This is a genomic window from Corallococcus sp. AB018 (genome assembly GCF_003986945.1).
GTDB classification, from domain to species: domain Bacteria; phylum Myxococcota; class Myxococcia; order Myxococcales; family Myxococcaceae; genus Corallococcus; species Corallococcus exiguus.
Genome location: NZ_RAWR01000013.1, coordinates 52052 through 74935 on the forward strand (window position 1 = coordinate 52052; position 22884 = coordinate 74935).

Genomic DNA, 22884 nt, shown 5'->3' on the forward strand with positions numbered 1-22884 from the left:
CCAGGACGGCGAACCTGAAACACAGCTGGGAGCCAGTGCCATGATGATGGGAAGAAGCTGCATCCTTGGAGCAGTCCTGCTGACGGCCGCGTGTGGTGTCTCCGACCCTGAACAGGAGGTCGCGGAGGACGATGTCACGGCGAAGACGTGCCTCCCCAACTGCCCACCGCCGACGAAGATCGCCTTCGCGTCAAACCGGGGAAGCGACCCCGCCCACCCCATCAACACCTACGACATCTTCGTGATGGGCACCGATGGCACCGTTTTGAACCGCCTCACGAACGACCTCGTGATGGACCGGCGCCCCAAACTCAACAAGGCGCGCACCCAGGTGGTCTGGCAGCGCGCCTACGGCCAGACGTATCCGTACTTTGGCGACTTCGAGATCGTCACCGCCAACATCGACGGCAGCAACATGCAGCGGCTCACGAACTGGGAAGGTGATGACGAACAGCCCGCCTTCAGCCCCGACGGGACGCGCATCGTCTTCGTCCACTGCACCTCCCGGTGCAGCCTCTACTTGATGGACGCCAACGGCCAGCACCTGGCCCTCCTGGCCACGGACCTGCAAGGCGCCGGCAGCTACATCACGCCGAGCTTCAGCCCCGATGGCCTGCAGGTCGTGTTCGGCTACGAGGCGCTGAGCACGTCGGACATTCCCTTCCGGGGCATCTACCGCATCAACGTGGATGGGACGGGCCTGGTGAGGCTGAACGAAGGCCCTTCCAACTGGACCTCGTTCTTCCCGGTCTACAACGCGGCGGGGACGAAGATTGCCTTCACCGCGAGCATCTCGGTGCAGAGCCTGTACGAGCGGGACCTCTACTCCATGAACGCGGACGGGACGGGGCTGGTCGCGCTGCAGAACGGGCCGGAGGACGACCAATGCCCGGCCTACAGTCCTACTGCGGATACCCTGGTGTTCGAACGCTTCACGAACAGCGCGAGCAGTGGCGAAATCTTCATGCGGTCCGTCAACGGCACCCTTACCAACCTGACGAACACCGTGAGCGCGAACGACGTCGAACCGTCCTGGCAGTGATGGAAGCCCGGTGAAACGGCGCGCCCACCCGCCAAGTGGGCGCGCCAGGGGGAACTCCTCGGCGTAGGAGAAGCCGTTGCCCCACTTGAAGGCCGTGGTGCGGAGGGCGCGTTCATCAGGAGTGCACGCCACGATTGGACTGGGCGGGGCTGCTACGCAGGACGTTCGCGCTGGACGAGTGGGCCTGCGTGAGGTGTGGAGGCAGGCGGCGAGTGCTGGCGTACGTGAACGAGGCAGGAGGGGTGCGAGCGATTGCAGTGGGTTCACCGCCAGCCGGGGTGAAGACGGCCGCATCCATGCCGCGGTCAGATGAGGCGCACCCGAGGGTCCCCGGCATCCTGGAGCAGCGAGAAGCCAGCGCGGTAGCGCTCCTGGATGTCGGGCACGGAGGTCAGCGCGCGGACTGCCGCGTCCCAGTCCGGCCAGGTGAGGTGCTCCGAGCGGACAGCGTCGCTGAAGGGCGTGTCGTCCGTGAGGTGGAAGTGCACCTGCCCCACGTCCTGCCGAGGCCCCGCGTTGACGAGCACCGACGCGGGGGTCCGCTGCCGTGCTCCGGCGATGAGCGCGAAGAGGCCCGTGCGAAGCCCGGCATGGCGCGGGTGCGCCAGGGCGAAGACGTCCGGCACTCCCCGCAGGGGAACGGCGATGTGATGGAAGGTGCCGTAGACGGGACGCGGGTGCCGGTAGATGGCGGCCTGCTCCGAGCGGTCCACGGAGGTGAGGGGCAGGAGCCGGTCCGCGTGCGCGAAGCCGAAGCGCACCAGGGAGCCGGAGGCAGGGGTGCGCGCCATCCGGAACGCCAGCTGTTTCAGGGTTGCCATGAACGTCCTTCGCTCGGTGCCAGTCGAAGGAAGCTTGCCCTCGCGGTCTGACAGCCTGCTCCGGTGGTTCTACCCCAGGCGGGATGCTCAAGGTCCCTGGAGCACCTCGTACAACGGGACGCCGCACGCAGGGCGCTGGACGTGTGGGCCCGCGCGAGGTGTGGCGGCAGGCGCCGGGTGCTGGCGTACGTGAACGAGGCAGGAGGGGTGCGAGCGATTCTAGAGCACCTGGGCCTGCCCACGGCAGGTGCGAGGCTCGCCCCGGCGCGCGGACCCCTCCAAGCCGCAGGGTGTTGAAGCTCAAGCCGCCAGGGCCCAGAGAGCCAGGCCCCTGCCGCGCACCTCATGAGCGGGCGGCCAGGGCCAGCGTGTACCCCAAGGGGCTCAAGCCGCTCCTCCACCCGCCTGGCTCACACTGCTTGAGCGACCCCGTCCGCGGCCCTCCGCGGCACCTCCGCTCCTGCCCTCACCCTCCACATGGCCTCTATCCCGCCTATACGCAAAGACAGGCAGCGCGGGATTGGCGAGGTCGTAGACAAGGACGCCCCTGCTGCTGCTGGCCACGCTGCGTGTCCCGGAAGCGGAGCGGCTCGTCGTACAACGTGCTCGTGCCTCCGTCACTCCGGAGCTGGAAGCTGACAGGGCCGGTGCTGATGAGGGTGCCCCCGTCCTCCAGGCGTCGCTCATCCCGGGTGTTGGCCAGACAGATGCCCTCCTCGGGAAGCCTGGCGAGCGCCGCCGGGGCGCAATTCGAGACATCGAAGCGGGGCAGCTCCTCGCAGGCGCTGCTGGACGCGTCCCGCGAATCGAAGCCGCACGGCGCGAAGGGGCCCCGGTCCACCCAGTCTCCGTGCTCCTCCAGTTCGGTGTACGTGCCGTCCCAGACAAAGGGGCCGGCATCCGGGGTCCCCGCGTCGAAGGAGGGAAGTGGGGGGAGCTGGAGCACCAGGATGGCCAACAGCGTCCGGAGGGGCATTGTCCGGGGAGACTTCGCAAGAGAAGGGCACCCACCCAACGCTCCCACCCCGCACGCTCCCTCACCTCCCGGGAAACAGACGCCGGGTCTCAGGTCGCTGGGGGTCGATATACACTTGCACGTCAAAACACATCAGGTGCTCGAGCCCTGGAGCCCAGGCGCGCCTTCCGTCTGACTTTGTGGATTATTCCAGCCAGACGATTTCTATCGCACTGGAAGGCAACAAGCCTTCGCTTGGGGCCGGCTTTTATTCCGTGCTAGACAATGACCCGCAGTGAAAAATGCTTCGCCGGGGGAATTCATGAAAAACAGTTTGCGTGTCATTGGAGTGACCCAGGTCCTTGGGTTGCTCTCCTCGCTCCTCGTGGCTTGCAATCCCGCGGCCGAGCCCTTCCCGGACATGGAAGTCGTGGCAGTGGACTCACGGCAGGATGAACTCTATGGCAATCCCGCCGGTTATTGGCCCACGAACGCCGCGGGCTTCACCGACGTCCCCGTTTGTTGGACCACGGCAGGCTGGAACTCGGAGAAGACGTGGGTGAGGCAGATCGTCGAGGCGCAGTGGGACACGAACAGCAGTTTGCGTTTCACGGGTTGGGGCGCCTGCGACATCCTTACTCCTGCTCAGGCCATCCGCATCCAGGTGGATGAGAGCGGCCCGCGCTCCATCGTCGGCCGCTCGAACAGCAGCCCCAGCATGTGGCTCAACTTCAACTTCGCCAGTTGGAGCCACGTCTGCAACGACGGTGTTGATGACGCATCGTTGCCGGGAGATGACCGCGAATATTGCATCCGCGGCGTCGCCCTGCACGAGTTCGGCCACGCCCTGGGCTTCTGGCATGAGCAGGACTCTCCGGGCAATCAACCCAACACGCCGGGCTACTGCGACAACACCATCGTTCAGCAGGCCAATGGCGAGGTCATCACCGCGTACGACCCTCTCTCGACCATGAACTACTGCGCCGCGTGGGGCCGGCCGACCTTGAGCGCCCTGGACATTCAGGGCTTGCGCCAGGTTTATGGCGTGTCTCCCCTCGAGTTCCAGTTCCAGCATTACGCGTTCCCCTCCACGTGCACCCTGGTCAACGAGCCGGGCGATTCCCACGGCTGGAACGACAATTACCTCTGCACCGCGGGTCAGGAGGGGGTGAGCTGGTCCTATGCGGGACCCATCGCGGGCCAGCGCTGCACCCTGATCAACGAGCTCCTCGACCCCGATGGCTGGAATGACAACTACCTCTGCGTGCCCACCTACAGCCCCCTGCAGTTCGTCTGGTCCTCGTTGCTCCCGATCCCCTTGATGCGCTGCACGCAGTGGAATGAGCCGGGCGACCCCGACTCCTGGAACAACAACTACCTGTGTTACACGCAGCGGTTCGCGTTCTCCCCCGCGGGGAAGATCGCGGGTACCACCTGCGTCTCGGTCAACGAGCCGGCCGACCCGAATGGCTGGAATGACAACTTCCTGTGCTCCGAGGTGGACGAAGGCGTGCGTTTCAGCAACGCGGGGCCTATCGCTGGCATGCGGTGCACGCTCGTTGACGAGCCCAGCGACCCCAACACCTGGAACAACAATTACGTCTGCGTGCCCAACCTCAGCCTGCTCAACTTCCAGTGGTCCAGCGCAGGCCCCATCTCTGGGAAGACCTGCATCGCGTGGAACGAGCCCGCGGATTCCGCTCACGGCTGGAACAACAACTATCTCTGCTACTGAGCGCCGCTCCGAGTCAGCCACCTGAGCCTCAGGAGCTACGAGTATCAGGTGTATGGCTTTCGCATGGGCGGTGTGAACAACGTGCCCGGTAGTCACCATCCCACATGCCTGGAAGTCGCACTCCACCGCCGGGCCCCGCGTCAGGGGGGCTCCGGCGGCTCCGCATCAGTAGCAAATAGAGCCCGATTCCTGAAAATCGGCATATTCGCGTAAATAATGAATAGCCAAAAAAGCCAGTGGATAGCAAGTACGGGGTGATTGGTGCGCTGCCAATCCTTTGCGAACAAAGGGAATTCCATGTCCAAGCTTCATCAAACGCTGCTGACCGCTTCCGTCGCGCTCCTGGGGTTGAACGGGTGTGGTGGCACGGAGCTTCCGGAGCCGGAGCTGGCCACCGCCCAGCAGGGCATGCAGGTGGCGGCGGCCATCCCGCTGCCGATCCCCGCTTGCGCGGGCGCGCTGGACACGGATGGCGACGGCGTCTGTGACCTGGTGGAGACGCTGCTGGGCACCAACCCCAACAACCCCGACACGGATGGGGACCGGCTCAACGACTACGCGGAGTCGTTCGGCTTCGGCGGCGGCCTGGACCTGACGGCCCTCGGCGCGAACGCGCGCAAGAAGGACATCTTCATCGAGGTGGACTACTACCCGGGACAGCAGCCGACCCAGGCGATGCTGAACCGTGTCATCACGGCCTTCTCCAAGGCGCCGGTGTCCAACCCGGATGGCTCCACGGGCATCACGTTGCACCTGGTGGTGGACCAGCAGATCACCGCGGCGGACGCGGACCTGGACCTGAGCCCCGTCTGGACGGACTTCGACGTCATCAAGGGCAAGTACTTCGCCGCGAACCGCGCGCCCTACTTCCACTACATGCTGTTCGCGAACCGGTACGGCGGTGGCAACTCCAGCGGCATCTCGCGCGGCATCCCCGCGCATGACTTCGTGGTGACGCTGGGCTTCGCCGCCGGCATCACGGAGCTGCAACTGGCCGGCACCCTGATGCACGAACTGGGGCACAACATCGGCCTGCGCCATGGCGGCAACGACGATTCGAACTACAAGCCCAACTACCTGAGCATCATGAACTACGAGTACCAGTTCTATGGCTTCGGCATTGGCGGCCTGAACAACGTGCTCGACTACTCGCGCGTGCAGGTGGCCTCCTTCAACGAGCAGAGCGTCAACGAGGTCTCCGGGTTCGCGCCCGTCGCCCCCACCACCGAAGCGGACCTCGCGAAGATCAGCGGGCTTCGCTTCAACGACGCCCAGGTCACGGGCAACGCGAGCACCAACACCGACTTCAACAACAATGGGAGCATCCAGGCCGCGGCCTATGTCCGGGACTTCAACCGCAACGGCTTCGCCGACGTGTTCCCCGCGTCGCAGAACGACTGGACGGCGCTCGCGTATGACGGCGGCGGGCAGATTGGCTTCGCCACGTCGGGCCTCACCCAGGACCTGGGCCGCGAGGAGCTGTTCCTCGTCGCCCCGGAGAAGATGGAGCCCTGCCTCACCGTGGACGCGCGCGACGCCCGGTAGTCCCTGTCGCTCCGGCTGAACCTTCGCATTCCGCCGCCGGGTCCTCCTTCACGGGGGGCCCGGCGGGCGTGTCTCCGGCCCCCTGACGCCGCGCGTTCGTTCGTCCCCCCATGTCCCCTGGGGCCTGAGCTCAAGCCCGGCGTCCGCGCGTGCCGGGCCCACGTCGCTTTTGCGTGCGCGGGCCCCGACTCCTCAGCCGGGTGTCCCCAGGCAGGTAGGTTCCAGCTGCTGGCCCTGCGCCGACCAGGTGATTCTGGCCCAGGTGGGGCCGACGAACTCCTCGTCGAAGCCTCCTTCGCCGAGCGACCTTCATGACGCGCGACGTGCTCGCGTCGAAGTGGCCGCTGCGCGAACCGACTCGAGAAGGCTGAACTCCTTTGCGCGCCAGCACCGCCCGCCAGAGAGGTTCGTCCTCGCGCGCCCCCAAGGACACGCCTCCCTGACGCGAAGTCCGTGTGACGCGCTCGTTCGGAATACTGGAAGGCAGCTTCACGTTGCCCACCCTTTCTCCGAGCATGCCCACAGTTCCATCCGAGGCCTCGTCCCCCAGTGCCGAGGCCCGTCCCGTGGATTCCAGCGAGCGGCTGGCGCTGCTCGACACACTGCGTGGTTTCGCCCTGTGCGGCGTGTTCATCTCCAACGTGATGGTGTGGTTCAGCGGGAGGGTATTCCTGCCGCGAGAGCAGACCCTCGCGGCGCTGAACAACGCGTCGCTCGCCGACACCGTCGCCTGGCAGGCGTTCTCGTTCCTGGTGGCCGGGAAGTTCATCACCCTCTTCTCGTTCCTCTTCGGCCTTGGCTTCGCGGTGCAGATGGGCCGCGCCGAGGCGCGAGGGACCTCCATCACGCCGCTCTATGTCCGGCGGCTGGGGGTGATGCTGGTGATGGGGCTCTCCCACCTGTTCCTCATCTGGTACGGCGACATCCTCAGCACCTACGCGGTGCTGGGATTCGGCCTGCTCCTGTTCCGGGGGCGCTCGGAGCGAACGCTGCTCATCTGCGCCCTGCTGTTCGCCCTGGGGTGGTCCGTCGTCGGCGTGGCCATCCTCAAGCTCCCGCAGTTGATGGCGGACACGCCGGAGGCCGGCGCGGCCATCGCCAAGGCGGCCACCGAGAAGTCCGCGGCCATCAAGGCGCAGACGCTCGCGGCCTACGCCAGCGGGAGCTGGCTGGACGTGACGAAGGCAACCTTCCACTTCTTCTTCCGCGACTACTTCCCGCTGCTGCTGGCCATCACGCTCTCGACGTTTGGCCGGTTCCTGCTCGGCCTGCTGGCGGGGAAGCGCCGCATCTTCCACGACGTGCCCCAGCACCTGGGGCTGTTCCGCAAAATCCTCGGGTGGGGTCTCGTCGCGGGGGTGATTGGCAGCGGCAGCGGCCTGGTGCTGCAACAGCTCATGCTGAAGCAGGTCTTCACGCCGGAGACACTGCCGGCGTGGGTGTCCTTCGCCATGGCGCCGCTGCGGAACCTGGGCGAGCTGGGCTTCGCGGCCGTCTACGTGTCCAGCATCACCCTGCTCTTCCAGCGGGCCACCTGGCAGCGAGCGCTGGGTCTGCTCGCGCCGGTGGGCCGCATGGCGCTGACGAACTACCTGTCACAGTCGATCATCAGCGTGCTGTTCTTCTACGGCTACGGACTGGGCTTCATCACGAAGCTGGGCCCCGCGGCGTGCGTGGCTTACTGCCTGGCCATCTTCTGCGTCCAGGGGGTGTGGAGCCACCTGTGGCTGGCGAGGTTCCGCTTCGGCCCCGCCGAGTGGGTGTGGCGGTCGCTGACGTATGGAAAGGCCCAGCCGATGCGCCGGGATGACGGCTCGGACCAACGCACCACGGCGCCGGCATAGCTCAGCCGCCGCCGTTCCCGCCGAACTCCATATACGAGCCATTCCAATACGAGAGGGAGTAATACGCGGCGTTGGTCTGGAAAGGCCAGCCGTCGGTGACGTAGGTGCAGTTGGGGCCCGCGGTGTGAATGCACATCCCCTGCATGTACGCGGTGCCGAAGGTCCCGGAGAACTGTCCCGTGCCCATGTCGGTGAGCGGCGGGACCCGGCTCTGCGCCGAATAGACCTCGCCGTAGAAGTGCGCCATGTCGCCAGAAGTGAACTGGCCATTCCAGAGCGTGCCGGGGAAGTAGCCGACCCAGGCATCGTTGAACCAGATCCACCAGTTGCCGTTGTCATAGCGGATGTACTGCTGGACCGAGTACCCGTAATAGCTGGAGAGCGGCATCCCGGGCCCGTAGACGCCGTGGACCTGGACGAACCCGGCGGCGTCGTTGAACTGGCCGTAGCTCCACTGGGAGATCATCAGTCGCGGGAAGGCGTCCCAGAACTTCCGCAGGCCCATCTCCACCAGGTGATAGTTGGCGCCACGGACGATGGACATCTGGGACGTCACCATGTCGCTCTGGTCGTACACCGCCGGGTTGGAGAACAGGATGGACGCTCCAACGCCGCTCTGGCTCAACGCGTCCGTGGGCTTCATCACTCCGGCGTACCAGTACGACCCCGCCAGCGACTGCATGGCGGCCGGGCCAGCTAACGGCGGACCGGCCCTGCGCGTCCGAAGCTCCGCCTGCGCGTAGATCGGCACCTGGCCCGGGGGACAGACGGCGCGAACACGGGGGGCGAACGCGGCCTTCTCCACGCTGGGGGGAGGCGGAGGCACGGCGGCGCGTGCGGCCTCCGTCATCGCCTCGCAGCGGTACTCCCCAGGCGCGAGCGCGAGCTCCACCTCCGACGTATCGGCGACGGCCTCCGGGCGAACCTCGCTCGCAGGCTCGCCACATCCGATGAGAAACATTGACAGCAACAAGCCAGCTCTCGACATGGACGGTTCCTTTCGTACATCGACACCGGCCATCTTCTCTTCTGACTCTGACATGCGGCCTGCCGTCATCCAGGTGTGGCTCCGGACCGGGTGGACCCGGGCCGCGGTTTCTCCTGACCCGGCCTTGACGACGGCGCCGGCCAGACGTGGATGTCTTTCGCTCATGAAGACAGCCAGAGTGAAAACATCCAGGAAGAATCGGGGGCGGATGAAATGACAAGACTGGCGTACAGGGGTCGATGATGACCGCCAGGGGCGAATTCAAGGCACGCCTGGATGCGCCTGCTCTGTTCGGGCAACATGGCCAGCCTTCTCCCCGCGGTCGCATCCCTGGTGCCTGATGACACGCCTTGGCCTTCCGCAGCGCCTCCTGGTGTTCGCGATCCTGATGGGAGGCGGCTTCTCGGTCGCGGAGGAGGCCCCGGTGGGCGTCGCGGAGGACCGGCGGGACGAGCCTCCGCGCAACTACGGCAACCTGCGCGCCGGAGCGTCCACCTCCGGCCGGCGTCCCAGCATCTGTCTGGAGTTGTCTCCACTGGCGCGGCTCGGCGTGGAGGCCTGCGGCACGGGTTCGGGGTTCCTCCACCGCGACCCGGAACCGGAGATCGCCCACTTCCGCGCCAACCTGACGCTCACCTCCTTCAAGACGCGCATCGGCTGGCTCCAGCCCCGGTTGAGCGCCGGCTTCGCCGAGCTGCAGATTGGCGAGGACAGCTCGGGCTTCGACTTCGGGGGCTCCGGCCCCACCGGCGTGGAGACCGCCGGCCCCGAGGTGGGCGCGTCCCTCCGGGCCCTGCTGCCCATCTCCTCCGGCTTTGAGTTCGTGGGGGAGCTGGGGTTCAGCGCCGCGTACTTCAACGCCGCGCCGCAGTTGATCAGACCGCAGGCCCGCTTCCAGCCGAGCGCCTCGTTCACGCTCGGCGTTGGATTCTGAGCCGCACCATGACCCTGGCGAGCCCTGGAACGAAGCGCGCGGCGGTGGGCTGGAGCCTCTGCGTCTGCGTGGTGCTGGCGGCCATCCTCGTTCCCTTCCTCCTCTTCGGCGAGCAACTGGAGGCCGCCACCCAATCCTTCCTGGAGGCGCGTCCACCCGACTGGCAGGTGGCGCTCGTGCTGGGAGGGTTGCTGGCGGGGGACATCGTCCTGCCGGTGCCCTCCAGCCTCGTCGGCACGGCGTCCGGGGCGCTGCTGGGCTTCTGGGGCGGCCTCACGGCCTGCTGGGTGGGAATGATGGTGGGCTGTGGTTGGGGCTACCTGCTGGGCGCCAGGGGCGGCGAGGCGGCGTTGCGACGCACCCTGGGTCCGGTGGAACTCCAACGCCTGTCACGTCTGGCCGAACGCCGGGGTGCCTGGTTGCTGATTGCATTGCGCGGCGTGCCCATGCTGGCGGAGTCCTCCGTCCTCTTCGCTGGCGCCAGCCGCATGCCTCTGGGGAGTTTCCTCGGAGCCTGCGCGCTCTCCAATCTGGGCGTCTGCGCCACCTACGCGGCGGTGGGTGCGTACTCGGCGCGACTCGGGTCATTCCTGACATTGTTCTTGGGCATGGTTTTACTGCCTGGACTCGCGCTCTGGCTGGTGCGGCGCTTTCTACCCGGGCGTCCCGCAACCCAGACATCACCAATGGACTGACAGCGGACTTTGCCGCCCCAGCACGAATTTCAGCCAAGACCGTTTTTAGTCTGTTTAGCCCTCGACGGCTTCTCCCCCGCAGCGATTAAACTCTTGCGCCCAAGCCCGGCGTCTCGTCGGGCTCAACCGCATGGGGGAGATTGCCTTTGTCCGACAAACCGCGCGTCCTGCTCGCCGTGGCACTGGGTGCCACCGGCCTCCTGGCCTGCCCAACGACGTCGCTCATGGATTCGGGCCCCCCCGTCCCCAAGGCGACGGCGCTCGAAGCCAATGACTGCCCGGCGGACGTGGCCTGGCTCAACAGCTCCACCCTCCCCAGCGAAGTGCCGGGGAACAAGACGATCTGCAACTTCGAGCAGTTCATGTGGCAGAGCATGCTCGCGCTCGTCCAGCCCGCCAGCGGCAAGCCCGACATGGTGCAGTTCGAGACGTGGATGCCGTCCTACGGCATCTTCATCAAGGACGGGGTTCCGACGGCCTGGGGCCAGGAGCCGCCTGTCTCCTGCACCAACGCCGTGAAGCCCACGGCGGGTGGCAAGCCGCCCCGCCTCTACACCGACATCATCAAGCAGGCCGGCGCGGATCAGCCGCTGATCGACCTGAAGGGCGAGTTCGTCTACTACGGCATGTCCGTCAACCAGAGCACCTACACGATGCTGACGTCCTGTCAGCTCTACCAGGCGAACTGCGCGGGTCAGCTCAAGCCCGGGAACAACGGCATCGACATCATCAAGAAGTATCCGAACCTCGCGTACCCGGACACGGCCGTCGAGCTGAAGACGAGCTGGATGGTGCTCGACGAAGCGACGGCCAGCTCGGGCCTCTTCTATGTGGTTCCCGGCCTCATCCAGGTCAAGGACAGCCCCTGCCGGCAGGTGAACCTGGGACTGACCGGCATGCACATCGTGTCCAAGACGCCCAGCTTCCCGGCGATGATCTGGGCCACGTTCGAGCACCGCAACAACGCGCCCGACTGTAGCAACCTCTCCGCGGCGCCTCCGCTCGGGGGCACGTGGAACTTCTACAACCCGGCCTGCACCGACTGCGTGACCAACACCTATCAGCCGGGCAAGCCCGCCCAGGTCTGCCGCATGCACCCGCAGGGGGACTCGGCCATCGGCACCTTCCCCGGCGGCGTCGACTGTAGCGTCAATCCCAATCAGTTCGCCTGTCAGGACAAGACCCGCACGATGCTCGCCCAGAGCACCCAGGCGCTCAACGCCATCAACAGCAGCGTCCAGGCGTTGATCCAGGCCAACCCCAGCCGCATCAACAAGGTCTGGGCCAACTACGAGCTCGTCGGCAACGTGTGGACCGTCAACGGCACGGTCCCTCCCTATCTGCAAGCGCAGCAGGGTTCGCTGTCCGCGGCGAACACCTCCATGGAGACCTTCGTCCAGAACGGCGTCGCGGCGATGACCAATCCCTACAGCTGCTTGAGCTGCCACGACATGTCGGGCCCCACCGGAAGCCAGAACCTGCCGCCCGCGGGCTTGAGCCACCTGTTCGACGAAGTCCAGATGCCCGGCGGGTGCACGAACGGCTCGCTTCCCGCCGCATGCGCCCCCTACATCGGCAGCGGCAACTAGAACCCCGAGGAGACCTCCATGAGCTACCTTGATACGCCTCGCATCAACTTCTCCGGTTCGTTCCAGGCTTCGCCGGCCACCATCAACAACACGCCCAACAACTACAACCCGGCGAACTACAACGAGGACTCGCTCAAGCCCAACAACATCGAGCTCTACTGGGAGCCCAAGGGCGACAGCATCTTCGACCTGCTCGACTGCAAGGTGACCACCGTCGAGTTGCCCGGCGGCGGCAGCGACTCCCTCATGGGAGCCGGGGTGAGCGCCCTGTACATGGGGTCTCCGCCCAAGCTGGTGGACCTGGATCCCATGCAGCAGAACGGCAGTGAGATCTGGGGCTTCAACGTCATCATCGGTGACATCAGCGGCGCCAATGTCCAGGGCGTGTTCACGCCGGTTGCATTCAACGGCATCTGGATGAATTCGCAGGACCCAAACACCCCCAGGAGCTCCGCGAGCGGCTCCGCCGCCTATCAATCCACGCTCACGAACCTGAAGTGGAACGTCGGCAATTCGGCGGTCCTCCAGGCACTGCAGAAGGCGTCCCCCCACCGCCTGTCCATCCGCCTGGTGGTCAGCGCCCACAACAACGCCCCGTACCTCTTCGCCTTCAACTCCGCCACCTTCCAGGCGATGCAGGCACAGGGGGTCCCCGCCGCCATCGTGGACAAACTCGCGATCCTCCAGGACTACGTGATGAACGTGGACAAAGATGGCAAGCCGGTGGAGCCGGGACGGGGCTACATCCCCACGCAGATGTACGTCAGCTCCCTGCTGGAGCAGTTGCTGGGCCAGGCCACGGCTCAACAGTACGGGCCCACCATCCTGGCGGTGACCCAGCAGCCCTACCATCCGTGGATCAACTACACCACCAAGGAGCCCCTGCCCCAGCAGCCGCTCTTCAACTTCAATTACGGCAAGCTCGTTGGCTCCGTGGGCCCCTGTCTGGATGACGAGCCCACCTTCGCCGTGCCCGCGCGCACCCTGGCGCAGATCCCGCACCCGCGTCCGGCCGTGAAAGCGTGGTGGGCCCTGGCGCAGCTCAACCTGGACTCCACGCCCTCGTTGACGCTCGACCTGGGCAATTCATTGCCCGTCCAGTGGCCGGGCCGTTCGCTCTGGACGGAGAAGCTGGGGACACTGTCGCTCGCGTACTACACGGGCTCCGGTGACTCGAAGACGTACACGACCATCGTCCCGTCGATTGACTACAGCAATCCCGATTTCATCGACAAGCAGTCCGGGATGCTGGTCGTCACGAACTTTGGCGGTGTCGATCCCAAGAGCCTCGCGAACCTGCCGCTCGCGCTCCGGAGCACGACCGGCACTGGCACCGATGCCGTGACGCTGACCCTGCTGGAGGAGAACTCCGAGGGTTTGAGCCTGCGCGCGGATCAGTTCATCTACCGCATGAACCCGGGCATGCAGACCACGCCTGGCTTCCAGCTCGGGGAGACCAACACCCTCAACCTCTACGTGCGCAAGTTCGGCCGCATCGAGGGGACGGAGCAATGGAAGATCGCCCTGAACACCCTCACCCCGACCGAAGCGGCCGACTACACCCTGAACACACTGGGCACTCAGGGCACCAATGGCATCAGCGAGAAGAACATCTCGACCCCCGAGAACATCCTGGCGCTCTCCCCGAATGTCGTGAGCGTCACCGGAGGCAAGGCCACCGTCACCCTCACCGCGGCGGATCCAAAGAATCCCCGCGTCTACGTGGACGGGCAGGTCTACTTCACCCGGTACACCTTCAGTCCCACGGTCGCGGACTACAAGCAGGACCCCAACGACCTGGTCAGCGTCCAGATCTACCAGCAGACCCCCATCACGGGCACGCCGACGTGGGTCAATGGGATTGGAGACATCCTGCGGCAGTACGGCATGCTCTATCCCGTCATGGGCCGCTTCCAGCTGTGGACCTATGACGGCATCATCAACAACCGCGAGAAGATCGCGCGGGTGCTCGGCCTGGACATCAGCCAGCCGCTGCACATGCCGGTGAGCCGCGACCTGTCCGCCATCAAGCTCAAGCTCATCCTGGATTGGTTCAACGCGGGCATGCCCTACGGACCCATGGGCCCCGAGGGCGGTTCGGGGACGGCCTGGGACAACCTGCCGGCGGTCAGCGGATGGGGGCCCATGACGAGCCTCCTGGTGCGCTCGGGCGACATCATCGACGCCATCCAGCCAAGCTATGGCTCCAACGCCGCGCCCTACCAGGGCGGCCCTGGAGGGAACGCGCACACGCTCGACCTCACGGACGACGGCATCGTGTCGATGACGGGCTACACGGGCACGTACTTCGGCATGACGCAGATTGCCCAGGTCACGTTCAAGACGGCGCGGGGCAAGACCTACGGCCCCTACGGGACGATGGCGAACGTGTCTGGCGCGAAGCCCTACTCGCTCGTCGTGCCCACCGGAAGCGCGATCCGGTCCTTCTTCGGAACGACGGTCGTGCACTCGGGCGGAACGAAGTACATCGCCTCGCTCGGCGGCAACGTGCAGTTGCTCTGAACAAGGGACTGCTACCGCCGTGACTCGCGGCGGGCCTGATGCGTGGGCCCGCCGTGGGTGTCGTGATTCCGGTAGCCCCCAAGAATGCCTCCCGAGCGCCTGGCTCGGGCGCCTGCATTGTCTTCACTTGAGGTCATGCACAGGGTTGACCTACGCGCTCAGCGCTGAGGAGGCCCTCATGCGCTCGTCCGCACGCGATGCCATTGCCAGGAGGCAGCCATGAGCACCACCGCAACCCGGAGTCAGGATGCGACCACCGACGCGCGCGCCGGGAAGGTCGACATGAAGTTCGAAGCCGCTGTCATTCCTGTATCGGATGTCGACCGCTCGAAGGCGTTCTACGGGAAGCTTGGGTGGAGGCTCGACGCCGACTTCCGTTTCGATAACGGCTTCCGGGTCATCCAGTTCACGCCGCCTGGCTCGGGGGGCTCCATCCAATTCGGTACGAACGTCACGTCAGCCGCGCCCGGCACGGCCCAGGGCCTCTACCTGATTGTCTCCGACATCCAGGCCGCGCGAGACGACCTCGTCAGCCACGGTGTCGAGGTCAGCGAGGTATTCCATGCAGGGAAGCCAGGGGCTCAGTTCGGCATGGACGGCCGGTTGCGCGGGCCCGAGCCCGGACAGGGCAGTTACCGCACCTTCGCCTCGTTCAGCGACCCTGACGGTAACGGCTGGCTGCTGCAGGAGGTCACGACGCGGCTGCCCGGCCGGGTCGACCCCTCCAAGACAGCGTTCGGCTCCGCGAGCGATCTGGCGAGCGCACTGCGGCGCGCGGAGGCCGCCCACGGCCAGCACGAGAAGCGCACCGGGCAGAGGGACGCGAACTGGCCCGACTGGTACGCCGCGTACATGGCCGCGGAGCGGGCCGGGACGGAGCTGCCGACGTGAAAAGCGAGCCATCTCCGTCGTCAACGGCAGCCAACCGCTTTGAAGATCAGCTCGGTGACGGCTTCGGGGTGGCTGACCATCGCAACGTGTGAGCTGCGAATCTCGACGGTACGGGCGCGAGCGCGCCGGGCCATGAAGCGTTCGGCTTCGGGCGGAATGGCGTTGTCGTCGCGGGCGACCATGTACCACGACGGGATGGCCTTCCACGCCGGCGGGCCGGATGGCTCATCGAAGACGGAGGCGGCGGCGGGGCGCTGACTGGCGGCCGCCACCGCCGCGTCCTTGTCACGGATATCTGCCGCGAAGAGCTCCTGGAAGAAGGCGGGGTCGACGTAGGCGTCGGCGTCCGTGGCTCCGCCCCCCGGGAACGGACGCAAGATGAGGTGCTCGCTGAGCTCGGAATGGCCGCCACCAAGAGTGTTGGCCTCCGAGATGGTCTCCCCCTCGTCGAGTGCATACGCGGCGATGTACACGAGCGCTTTCACGTTCGTATTCCCGGTGGCTGCGTTCGTGATGATGGCGCCACCGTAGGAGTGGCCGACCAGGACGATGGGACCGGTGAGAGTCCCCAGGAAGTACCGCAGGTACTCCGCATCACCCGAGATGCTGCGCAAGGGATTCGCGAACGCGTAGGCCGTGTAGCCTTGCTTCTGCAGCCGCTTGATCACGTCGGCCCAGCCGGATGCGTCGGCGAATGCGCCGTGGACAAGGACGATGGTGGGCTTGCGACGACAGCCGGTGTTCCACGCGTCTTCGGATGCAACGGCCTGGGAAGGAGTGACGCTGACAGCCATCAGTGCCCAGAGGGCATAGAGCAGACCCAGCCGGCATGCGTTCTGTTGGGTGAAGCGCTGAGCGTTCATCGGCCTCTCCGAATGGGCCCGCGCGTGGCGCGGGACGGCGCGGAAGGTGGGGGGCCGACACGACCGCGACAACCCAGACTGGAGTCCAGGCCTGATGACTCAGCTTGGATGGGGATTCGACTGGGGCCCCCGGGCGGCGGCTCCCCGCGCCACGCGCAGCCACACCAGCGAGACCATCAGCCATGCCGCCGTGAGCGCGCTCCATGTCTGGGGCGCGCTGGCCCAGACCAGCCACAGCGTCACCGCCACCCCCATCGCGAGCACCCGGGCAAGCTCCAGTGGCTCGCTCCACGCTTTCGACTCCAGCATCCCGCTCCAGGCGGTCGCCATCGCCCAGAGCAGCAGGCTCAACGCGACCTTCTGCCAGCCGGAGAGCGGCGAGGCATGGTGGCTCACCAGGAGCATGAACGGCATCGACGCGAACAACTGGAAGACGAGGTACCCCCGGACACCAGGCAGCTCGCGCGAGTGGTACTTCACCTCCGCGCCCTCCTGCTGCCAGTAGCCCAACGTGCGAGGCGGCAGGTCCGCGGGCCGCCAGCCCGTGGGCATCACCCAGAGGCGCAGCCGGTCCCAGTGACTCTTCGTGGCGACGGCGTCCGCGAAGAGCCGGGCCCACGCCTGGAAGTTGATGACCGTCGGGTCCCAGGTGTTCGCCGGGGTCGTCAGGCCATAGGAGCACGGCTCGGTCTCCTCCTCGTAGGTGCCGAACATCCGGTCCCAGATGATGAGGAAGCCCGCGTAGTTCTTGTCGATGTACGCGTCGTTGCGCGCGTGGTGCACGCGGTGGTGCGACGGCGTGTTCAGCCACGACTCCACCCACCGCGGGAGCTTGGGGATGACCCGCGTGTGGGGGATGAACTGGAGCACCAGGTGGAAGGCCACCATCGCCAGCACCGCCTCCGGCGGAAAGCCCACCAGCACCAGCGGCCAGTAGAAGAGGAACGAGAAGAGGCGCTGCGTCACGCTCGCGCGCAGGGCCACCGCGTAGTTGAGCTCCTCGGTGGAATGGTGCGGCGAATGGGCCGCCCAGCCGATGTTGGTGCGGTGCCCGAAGCGGTGGAACCAGTAGAAGAGGAAGTCGACGCCCAGGAAGAGCGCCACCAGCGACAGCGGCGACGATGCGTCCAGCCTCCACGGCGCGAACTGGCCCAGCTGCGTGAAGAGGGGCAGCACCATCAGGGCCACCGCGACGTTGACGCACTGGTTCATCACCGCCGTGCCCATGCTCGCGATGGAGTCCTGGAAGCTGTAGTAGCCGTTGCGGCGAACCACGCACCAGGCGAACTCGGTCAGGGCCAGGACGATGACGAAGGGCGTCGCCACGGCGTAGACGTTGATGGACATGTCTCCGGTATATGGTCCCCCGAGCGGCCTGCGCCTTAACCCAGGTCAAGCCAGGGTCCTGAGAGACGTGAGATTCCCCAAGCTCTTCGAGCGCCTCGCCACGCTGGCCCCGCTTCCTCCCGAGGAATGGGCGAAGGCCGAGGCCGTGGCGAAGGAACAGTCGCTCGCGAAGCGGGAGTTCTTCATGCGTCCGGGGGATGCGGCGGACCGGTTCGCCGTGGTGCTCCAGGGCGTCTTCCGGGGCGTGCGCGTATCACCACGCGGAGGCGAGTCCATCAAGGCCTTCCGCGCCGAGGGAGAGCTGATTGGCGCCTACGCGGAGATGTTGCAGCGGAAGCCTTCGATGACCGCGATTGAAGCGCTGGAGCCGAGCCGCGTGCTGGTGTTCCAGACGCGGGACTTCCAGACGCTGGAGCAGGGCCACGTGTGCTGGGAGCGGCTGGCGCGTCGGGTGGCGGAGCAGCACTTCCTCCTCAAGGAGCGCCGGGAGCAGGAGTTCCTGGAGCTGTCCGCGGAGGAGCGGCTCGTGAACTTCTGGGAGGAGCATCCGCACCTGAAGGGACGGATTCCCCAGCGCGACGTGGCGGCCTACCTCGGCATCACCGAGGTGGGCCTGAGTCGCATCGTGTCGCGGCGGCGCAAGCGCACCGATTGAGCAGCGAGCCCGGACGCAACGACACACAGTGCGGGGTCAGGTCGACTGACAGGACGCCTCGTGGAAAGTTGATACAACCTGAGCCAAAGTTTTCATCCATCCTTCCGTGACAGATGGAGGTTGTCTGGCGAGCACGCCCGCTTCTACGCTCGCCCGATGACCCGACTGCTTGCAGCGTTGATCCTTCTTCCTTCGATGGCCTTCGGGCAGGTGCGCATCGATGTGAAGTTGCCTGACATCGTCTTCACGACCCCGCCGCCACTCGTCGTCGTGCAGCCTGGCGTGCAGGTGGTGGAGGACTACGACGAGGATCTCTACGTCGTGGACAATGTGTACTGGGTGCGCCGCGATGGGCGGTGGTTCAGGGCGCGCGACTACCACGGAGGCTGGGAGTACGTGGAGGAGCGGCGAGTCCCCGTCACCGTCGTCAAGGTGCCTCCCGGCCGTTACAAGCGGTGGAAGCACAAGAAGAAGCATGTTGCCGTGCCCGCGTCGTACCATGAGCGCGACCACCACCGGGACCGGGACCACCATGATGATCACCACGATGATCATCACGACGACCACCACAAGGGCGGCAAGGGCAAGGGCAAGAAGAAGTAGCCCGCCCTCCAGCTCTAAAGCTTGGGGAATTTGACGACGGCGGTGGTGACCTTGACGAGGTCGTAGGACTCCTGCCGGTTGAGCAGGTTCGTCTGCTGCGCGACCAGTTGCGCGCGGAACTCCACCTGCCGCGCATCGTGGTCGAAGAGCGCGTAGACGACGTAGTACCGCGCCTTGCGGACCATCGTCTCCTCGTCGACCGAGAGCTGGACGTCGTCCGGGTTCAGGCTGCTGTCGACGACACACTTGAAGCCGGCCAGCTTGTGCAGGTTCTGCGAGGCGCTGTCGGTGCGCGCCTCGTGCCGGATGAAGATGCTGCCATCCTGGAACTTGTACCAGAGGCTGCAACCGCTCAGGTTCGCGGTGAAGAAGTACGCGAGGGTGTCGGTCGTGAGATCGATCTCGCCCTCCGTGACGTCACCGGTCTTCCACGGCAGGTAGAAGGCATCAGGGGACTCGCTCTCCTTGAGCGTGGCGAGTTCGCGGTCTTCCAACTCATCGAACGCCACCGCGTAGGAGCCCATGCCGGAGCCAGGAGCTGGACCGAGGATGAGCGGCTTCTGCTTCTGTCTGCCGGATGCGTTTCCCATGAGGCTCCTTGAGCGTCACGCATTCATAGCAGCAGACCCGGCACCTGACCTTGTCCACAACACAGGAGGGCTCACATTCCGCCTATGCTCGGGACGGTGAACATCTCAAGACTGAAGCCATGCGCATTCCTGGCTGTCTCCTTCTGGCTGGCCTGTACGGGGCAGCTCGGACAGGACGTCCCCGCGGAAGGCCCTCCGGATTCGGGCGTGCGTCCCCAGGACGACGCCGGGACGAATCCAGATGCAGGGACCGGTGACGCGGGCGTCCCGGATGCCGGCAGTCCCGATGCCGGCGGCTCCGATGCTGGCAGCCCGGACGCAGGTAGCTCCCCCATCACGAGCGCCCGGGTCTTCTTCTCCGGACACAGCCTGCTCGACAATCCCATGCCCGACCACTTCGACGACATCGCCACGAGTCGAGGCAAGGACTTCAACTGGAACCAGCAGAACGTGATTGGCTCCCCTCTCCGGGTGCGGACCTGGGGCAATAACGGATGGGAGGGTTATCGCTCGGGCAAGAACCGCTCGGGTGACAGCATGAACGTGGTCCAGGAGTTGCTGTCTCCCCAGACGCTGGGCCCGGGAGAGAAGTACGACACCCTCCTCATCACCGAGCGGCATGACCTGCTGGGCACCATCGAGTGGGAGAACACCATCGGCTACCTGCGGCACTTCCATGACCGCTTGATCGCCGGGAACCCACAAGCCGTTACATATTTCTATCACACGTGGCTGGACATCGATAAATCCAACCCGTCTCAGTGGATTACCTATGAGAAGAACGCCCGGGCTGCCTGGGAGTGTGTGTCTTCCAAGGTGAACCTCTCGTTGCAGAACGATGGACGGGCGGACCGCGTGGTGGCGCTCCCTGGAAGCACGGCCCTGGTCCATCTGGTGGAGCGAGTCATCGCGAACGAGGTACCTGGCATCAGCGGTTCGACCTCGCAGAAGCTCAACGTGCTCTTCAGCGACAACGTCCACCTGACGTCCCTGGGCTCGTACTACATGGCCGCGGTCCACCATGCCGCTGTGTTCCGGGAGTCACCCGAGGGGGCCCGGGTGCCGCCTGGAGAGAACGCGACGACCGTGCATGCCCTCCAGCGCATCGCGTGGGAGTTCGTGAGCGCCTATTACGCACAGCCTGGCGCGGGCGAGCGGACGATGGAGGACTGCCGCACGCGAATCCCCCGGGACGTCTGCCCTGGCTTCTGGGGGATCCTCGGGAGCTCCCAGAACGTCGAGGGCTGCCAGCGCTTCTTCGGCAACGCGGCTCCGGGCCAGGGTGGAAACCCCTTCGTTTGGCCCGATCCGAACTGGCAGCCGTTGCCTGCTCCGTAGTCACGGTGCGGGGCTCGTCGTGGAGGCGAGCCCCCGTCCCATTCCCCCGTTGAGCCCGCCGCCCAGCATGAGGGCTCTCATTCCTCTTGTACTCATCCACGGATCAGCGGTAGAGCGGTGCCCTCCTTACGGGGAGTTAGTTCAGTTGGTTAGAACGCCGGCCTGTCACGCCGGAGGCCACGGGTTCAAGTCCCGTACTCCTCGCCACTAAAAGCTCAGCAATCCTACGGGGTTGCTGGGCTTTTGTTTTTCCTCCGTCCCCTCATGTGCCCCTCCGGCGTGGCTAGCCGACGGCGGCGGCGCTGGAGCTGGAGTTGCGCGGACAGCTCGCTCCCCACGGAGCCGCGCCCACTGCGTAGCGCGGACGAGACGACGACAAAGCCGGGACCGGGCGCCTTGCGCCTTCCACGGCAATAACAGTCGCCGACTCGACGCAGCCGACCTTCCCCTCTGGGCAGTGGTGCGTAGCCGGTGGGTGCCGGGCTGAATGTCAGACGTGTGTCCTTTGCTCTCCTCGGAGGTGTCACTCCCAGGGGGCGTGGATGCGAATGACGCGAAGTGGGGCTGTCTGGCTGTGGCTGCTGTTGCCGGTCGCCGCATGGGCCGAGGACGTCCCAGAGGTGCCGCCCGTGGAGGAGGAACGGCGCCCACGAGACGAGGCATGGCGCAACCTGCTGCGCGTGGAGGCGACGACGCTGGCCTTTCTGCCGCACGCGGGCGTCGGCGCGGACGAGGGCTTCCTCCAGGTGGAGCCGACCCTCATTCTCGACGGAGGCGCGGAGTTCGGCCTCAACCTGGGCACGCCCGTGCGGTTGCGCCTCTGGGGCGGTGGAGGGGCCGCGGGCTTCATGCGGAAGGAGGACTGGGACAGTCTCTCTGATTGGGGCCAACTCGTGCGCGGCCTCAAGCTGGGCTCGAACGACGCGCCCGTGGGCGTCTGGTTCGGCGCGCTGGAGTCCTACAACCTGCTGTCCGCGCACCTCGTACGGCGCTACTCCAACCGAAGCAATCCCGACTACCACCCAGCGGGCGGCTTCCTCACGGGCACGCTGGGGCCCCTCTATACGCAGGCGTTCACCTCGGACGTGCTAGGCGCGCGCCTCATGGGGGCGGAAGTCGCGCTGGACCTGGAGCACGTCCTCTTCGGCCAGCCCCGCGCGCAGGGCCGCTACACGCTGGCCTTCTCTGCTGTGCATGACTGGGGGAAGGCCGGAGGTCGCGCGCCTCCGGTGACGCTGGCGCACCTGGACGCAACCGCCGTGGTGGTGGTGCGGCCGGGCTTCGAGGCCCACCTGCTTGCCGGTTGGGGAGGACGGCCCGGCGCGGGCGGCGCATGGGGTGCGGTGGTGGGCGCGGGCGCGGATGCGGTGACACCCACGCTGGATATGCGGCTGCGGTTGGAGGTGCGCAGGCAGCATGGCGGCTTCCGACAGGGATACTTCGGCCCGGACTACGAGTTGGCGCGCTTCAAAGCGGCGGGGACGGAGGGAATGCCACTGGCGGAGGCCCACTTCCCGGACGGGACTTCCGCCTATGGCGAGGCGGAGGTGGGCTGGGACGCGGTCCGCTACGGCGGCCTCTCCAAGCACCTGAAGCTATCGCTGGGCGCGGAAGCCTTCTCGTGGGGCCGCTTCGACGTGGACGGGCGCGTGGCGGTGCAGCTCTTCGCGCGCAGCCTCGAAGTGGCATTGAAGGGGCTCGGAGTGGGCATGGGACAGGCGGGGGCGCGCTACCTGGGGGCCGCCGAAGCCCGCTGGCGATTGCTGGGCGGGAAGCTCTACGCGGTGGGGACGGGCGGCTGGGCCTGCTCCGGTTCGGTGGACAGGTTGACTACGCTGCCAGCCTCTTGGTTGCGGCCCTCCGCTCGTATTCCACTGGGCTGACGTAGCCCAGGGCGGAGTGGCGCCGCTTCCGGTTGTAGAACAC

At 66.2% G+C, this 22884-nt stretch carries 19 protein-coding genes and 1 tRNA gene; 14 read left to right on the forward strand and 6 right to left on the reverse strand.

What is annotated here, in order from left to right; translation table 11 throughout:
• The first annotated feature begins 40 nt into the window (after positions 1 to 40).
• Complete coding sequence (locus D7Y11_RS04990) at positions 41 to 1042, forward strand: PD40 domain-containing protein (protein WP_120575008.1); 1002 nt, start codon at positions 41 to 43, stop codon at positions 1040 to 1042.
• A 305-nt stretch (positions 1043 to 1347) separates the two neighbouring features.
• On the opposite strand, the gene D7Y11_RS43165 is transcribed toward D7Y11_RS04990, so the two are convergent.
• Positions 1348 to 1863 (reverse strand): hypothetical protein, encoded by a 516-nt coding sequence (locus D7Y11_RS43165; protein ID WP_120575009.1) that lies wholly within the window; start codon positions 1861 to 1863, stop codon positions 1348 to 1350.
• A 493-nt stretch (positions 1864 to 2356) separates the two neighbouring features.
• A complete protein-coding gene (locus D7Y11_RS05005) occupies positions 2357 to 2839 on the reverse strand; it encodes a hypothetical protein (protein WP_121753018.1) in 483 nt (160 codons plus the stop codon).
• A 301-nt stretch (positions 2840 to 3140) separates the two neighbouring features.
• On the opposite strand from D7Y11_RS05005, the gene D7Y11_RS05010 reads away from it, so the two are divergent.
• From D7Y11_RS05010 to D7Y11_RS05020, 3 genes are all read left to right on the forward strand, one after another.
• Positions 3141 to 4553 carry a hypothetical protein gene (locus tag D7Y11_RS05010; protein WP_126933156.1) on the forward strand — a complete coding sequence of 471 codons (1413 nt, stop codon included), beginning with the start codon at positions 3141 to 3143 and terminating at the stop codon, positions 4551 to 4553.
• Between the two features lie 297 nt (positions 4554 to 4850).
• Entirely contained in the window at positions 4851 to 6098 is a 1248-nt protein-coding gene (locus D7Y11_RS05015) for a hypothetical protein (protein WP_120575012.1), read from the forward strand.
• Between the two features lie 515 nt (positions 6099 to 6613).
• A complete protein-coding gene (locus tag D7Y11_RS05020) occupies positions 6614 to 7942 on the forward strand; it encodes a DUF418 domain-containing protein (protein WP_121753019.1) in 1329 nt (442 codons plus the stop codon).
• Position 7943: 1 nt separating this feature from the next.
• On the opposite strand, the gene D7Y11_RS05025 is transcribed toward D7Y11_RS05020, so the two are convergent.
• Positions 7944 to 8903, reverse strand: a complete 960-nt coding sequence (locus D7Y11_RS05025; protein ID WP_158629056.1) for a neprosin family prolyl endopeptidase — start codon at positions 8901 to 8903, stop codon at positions 7944 to 7946.
• Between the two features lie 367 nt (positions 8904 to 9270).
• Between D7Y11_RS05025 and D7Y11_RS05030 the strand changes: the two genes are divergently transcribed.
• From D7Y11_RS05030 to D7Y11_RS05050, 5 genes are all read left to right on the forward strand, one after another.
• Complete coding sequence (locus D7Y11_RS05030) at positions 9271 to 9864, forward strand: hypothetical protein (protein ID WP_233596679.1); 594 nt, start codon at positions 9271 to 9273, stop codon at positions 9862 to 9864.
• A gap of 8 nt (positions 9865 to 9872) precedes the next feature.
• Positions 9873 to 10559: a TVP38/TMEM64 family protein gene (locus tag D7Y11_RS05035; RefSeq protein ID WP_120575015.1), complete on the forward strand. Its 687-nt coding sequence runs from the start codon at positions 9873 to 9875 to the stop codon at positions 10557 to 10559.
• Between the two features lie 224 nt (positions 10560 to 10783).
• On the forward strand, positions 10784 to 12148 hold the full coding sequence (locus D7Y11_RS05040; protein ID WP_126933157.1) for a hypothetical protein: 1365 nt from the start codon (positions 10784 to 10786) through the stop codon (positions 12146 to 12148).
• Positions 12149 to 12166: 18 nt separating this feature from the next.
• Positions 12167 to 14671 carry a hypothetical protein gene (locus tag D7Y11_RS05045; protein ID WP_120575017.1) on the forward strand — a complete coding sequence of 835 codons (2505 nt, stop codon included), beginning with the start codon at positions 12167 to 12169 and terminating at the stop codon, positions 14669 to 14671.
• 219 nt (positions 14672 to 14890) lie between these two features.
• Entirely contained in the window at positions 14891 to 15562 is a 672-nt protein-coding gene (locus D7Y11_RS05050) for a VOC family protein (protein ID WP_120575018.1), read from the forward strand.
• A gap of 20 nt (positions 15563 to 15582) precedes the next feature.
• Here D7Y11_RS05050 and D7Y11_RS05055 read toward each other — a convergent pair whose 3' ends face one another.
• Both D7Y11_RS05055 and D7Y11_RS05060 read right to left on the reverse strand, forming a co-directional pair.
• Positions 15583 to 16425: an alpha/beta fold hydrolase gene (locus tag D7Y11_RS05055; RefSeq protein WP_126933158.1), complete on the reverse strand. Its 843-nt coding sequence runs from the start codon at positions 16423 to 16425 to the stop codon at positions 15583 to 15585.
• 99 nt (positions 16426 to 16524) lie between these two features.
• Entirely contained in the window at positions 16525 to 17772 is a 1248-nt protein-coding gene (locus D7Y11_RS05060) for a sterol desaturase family protein (RefSeq protein WP_120575020.1), read from the reverse strand.
• 67 nt (positions 17773 to 17839) lie between these two features.
• Here D7Y11_RS05060 and D7Y11_RS05065 point away from each other — a divergent pair, with 67 nt between their 5' ends.
• Together D7Y11_RS05065 and D7Y11_RS05070 are read left to right on the forward strand one after the other, a co-directional pair.
• Positions 17840 to 18427 (forward strand): Crp/Fnr family transcriptional regulator, encoded by a 588-nt coding sequence (locus tag D7Y11_RS05065; RefSeq protein WP_120575021.1) that lies wholly within the window; start codon positions 17840 to 17842, stop codon positions 18425 to 18427.
• Between the two features lie 195 nt (positions 18428 to 18622).
• Positions 18623 to 19030: a hypothetical protein gene (locus D7Y11_RS05070; protein ID WP_233601676.1), complete on the forward strand. Its 408-nt coding sequence runs from the start codon at positions 18623 to 18625 to the stop codon at positions 19028 to 19030.
• Between the two features lie 14 nt (positions 19031 to 19044).
• Here D7Y11_RS05070 and D7Y11_RS05075 read toward each other — a convergent pair whose 3' ends face one another.
• Positions 19045 to 19620 (reverse strand): hypothetical protein, encoded by a 576-nt coding sequence (locus tag D7Y11_RS05075; protein WP_120575022.1) that lies wholly within the window; start codon positions 19618 to 19620, stop codon positions 19045 to 19047.
• Between the two features lie 207 nt (positions 19621 to 19827).
• Here D7Y11_RS05075 and D7Y11_RS05080 point away from each other — a divergent pair, with 207 nt between their 5' ends.
• The 3 genes from D7Y11_RS05080 (at position 19828) to D7Y11_RS05090 (ending at position 22841) form a co-directional block, all read left to right on the forward strand.
• Positions 19828 to 20958, forward strand: coding sequence for a hypothetical protein (locus D7Y11_RS05080; RefSeq protein WP_254380153.1), 1131 nt, complete (start codon positions 19828 to 19830; stop codon positions 20956 to 20958).
• Positions 20959 to 21088: 130 nt separating this feature from the next.
• A tRNA-Asp gene (locus D7Y11_RS05085) sits at positions 21089 to 21165 on the forward strand.
• Positions 21166 to 21500: 335 nt separating this feature from the next.
• The gene (locus D7Y11_RS05090; RefSeq protein ID WP_233607199.1) at positions 21501 to 22841 is read left to right on the forward strand and encodes a hypothetical protein; all 1341 of its coding nucleotides are present in this window, start codon (positions 21501 to 21503) and stop codon (positions 22839 to 22841) included.
• Positions 22842 to 22884: the final 43 nt, after the last annotated feature.

Excerpts from the sequence above, each read along its gene's own strand:
- D7Y11_RS04990 (WP_120575008.1), top strand. The coding sequence starts at position 41 with ATGATGATGGGAAGAAGCTGCATCCTTGGAGCAGTCCTGCTGACGGCC.
- D7Y11_RS43165 (WP_120575009.1), bottom strand. The coding sequence starts at position 1,863 with ATGGCAACCCTGAAACAGCTGGCGTTCCGGATGGCGCGCACCCCTGCC.
- D7Y11_RS05005 (WP_121753018.1), bottom strand. The coding sequence starts at position 2,839 with ATGCCCCTCCGGACGCTGTTGGCCATCCTGGTGCTCCAGCTCCCCCCA.
- D7Y11_RS05010 (WP_126933156.1), top strand. The coding sequence starts at position 3,141 with ATGAAAAACAGTTTGCGTGTCATTGGAGTGACCCAGGTCCTTGGGTTG.
- D7Y11_RS05015 (WP_120575012.1), top strand. The coding sequence starts at position 4,851 with ATGTCCAAGCTTCATCAAACGCTGCTGACCGCTTCCGTCGCGCTCCTG.
- D7Y11_RS05020 (WP_121753019.1), top strand. The coding sequence starts at position 6,614 with ATGCCCACAGTTCCATCCGAGGCCTCGTCCCCCAGTGCCGAGGCCCGT.
- D7Y11_RS05025 (WP_158629056.1), bottom strand. The coding sequence starts at position 8,903 with ATGTTTCTCATCGGATGTGGCGAGCCTGCGAGCGAGGTTCGCCCGGAG.
- D7Y11_RS05030 (WP_233596679.1), top strand. The coding sequence starts at position 9,271 with ATGACACGCCTTGGCCTTCCGCAGCGCCTCCTGGTGTTCGCGATCCTG.
- D7Y11_RS05035 (WP_120575015.1), top strand. The coding sequence starts at position 9,873 with ATGACCCTGGCGAGCCCTGGAACGAAGCGCGCGGCGGTGGGCTGGAGC.
- D7Y11_RS05040 (WP_126933157.1), top strand. The coding sequence starts at position 10,784 with ATGGATTCGGGCCCCCCCGTCCCCAAGGCGACGGCGCTCGAAGCCAAT.
- D7Y11_RS05045 (WP_120575017.1), top strand. The coding sequence starts at position 12,167 with ATGAGCTACCTTGATACGCCTCGCATCAACTTCTCCGGTTCGTTCCAG.
- D7Y11_RS05050 (WP_120575018.1), top strand. The coding sequence starts at position 14,891 with ATGAGCACCACCGCAACCCGGAGTCAGGATGCGACCACCGACGCGCGC.
- D7Y11_RS05055 (WP_126933158.1), bottom strand. The coding sequence starts at position 16,425 with ATGAACGCTCAGCGCTTCACCCAACAGAACGCATGCCGGCTGGGTCTG.
- D7Y11_RS05060 (WP_120575020.1), bottom strand. The coding sequence starts at position 17,772 with ATGTCCATCAACGTCTACGCCGTGGCGACGCCCTTCGTCATCGTCCTG.
- D7Y11_RS05070 (WP_233601676.1), top strand. The coding sequence starts at position 18,623 with ATGGCCTTCGGGCAGGTGCGCATCGATGTGAAGTTGCCTGACATCGTC.
- D7Y11_RS05075 (WP_120575022.1), bottom strand. The coding sequence starts at position 19,620 with ATGGGAAACGCATCCGGCAGACAGAAGCAGAAGCCGCTCATCCTCGGT.
- D7Y11_RS05090 (WP_233607199.1), top strand. The coding sequence starts at position 21,501 with ATGCGAATGACGCGAAGTGGGGCTGTCTGGCTGTGGCTGCTGTTGCCG.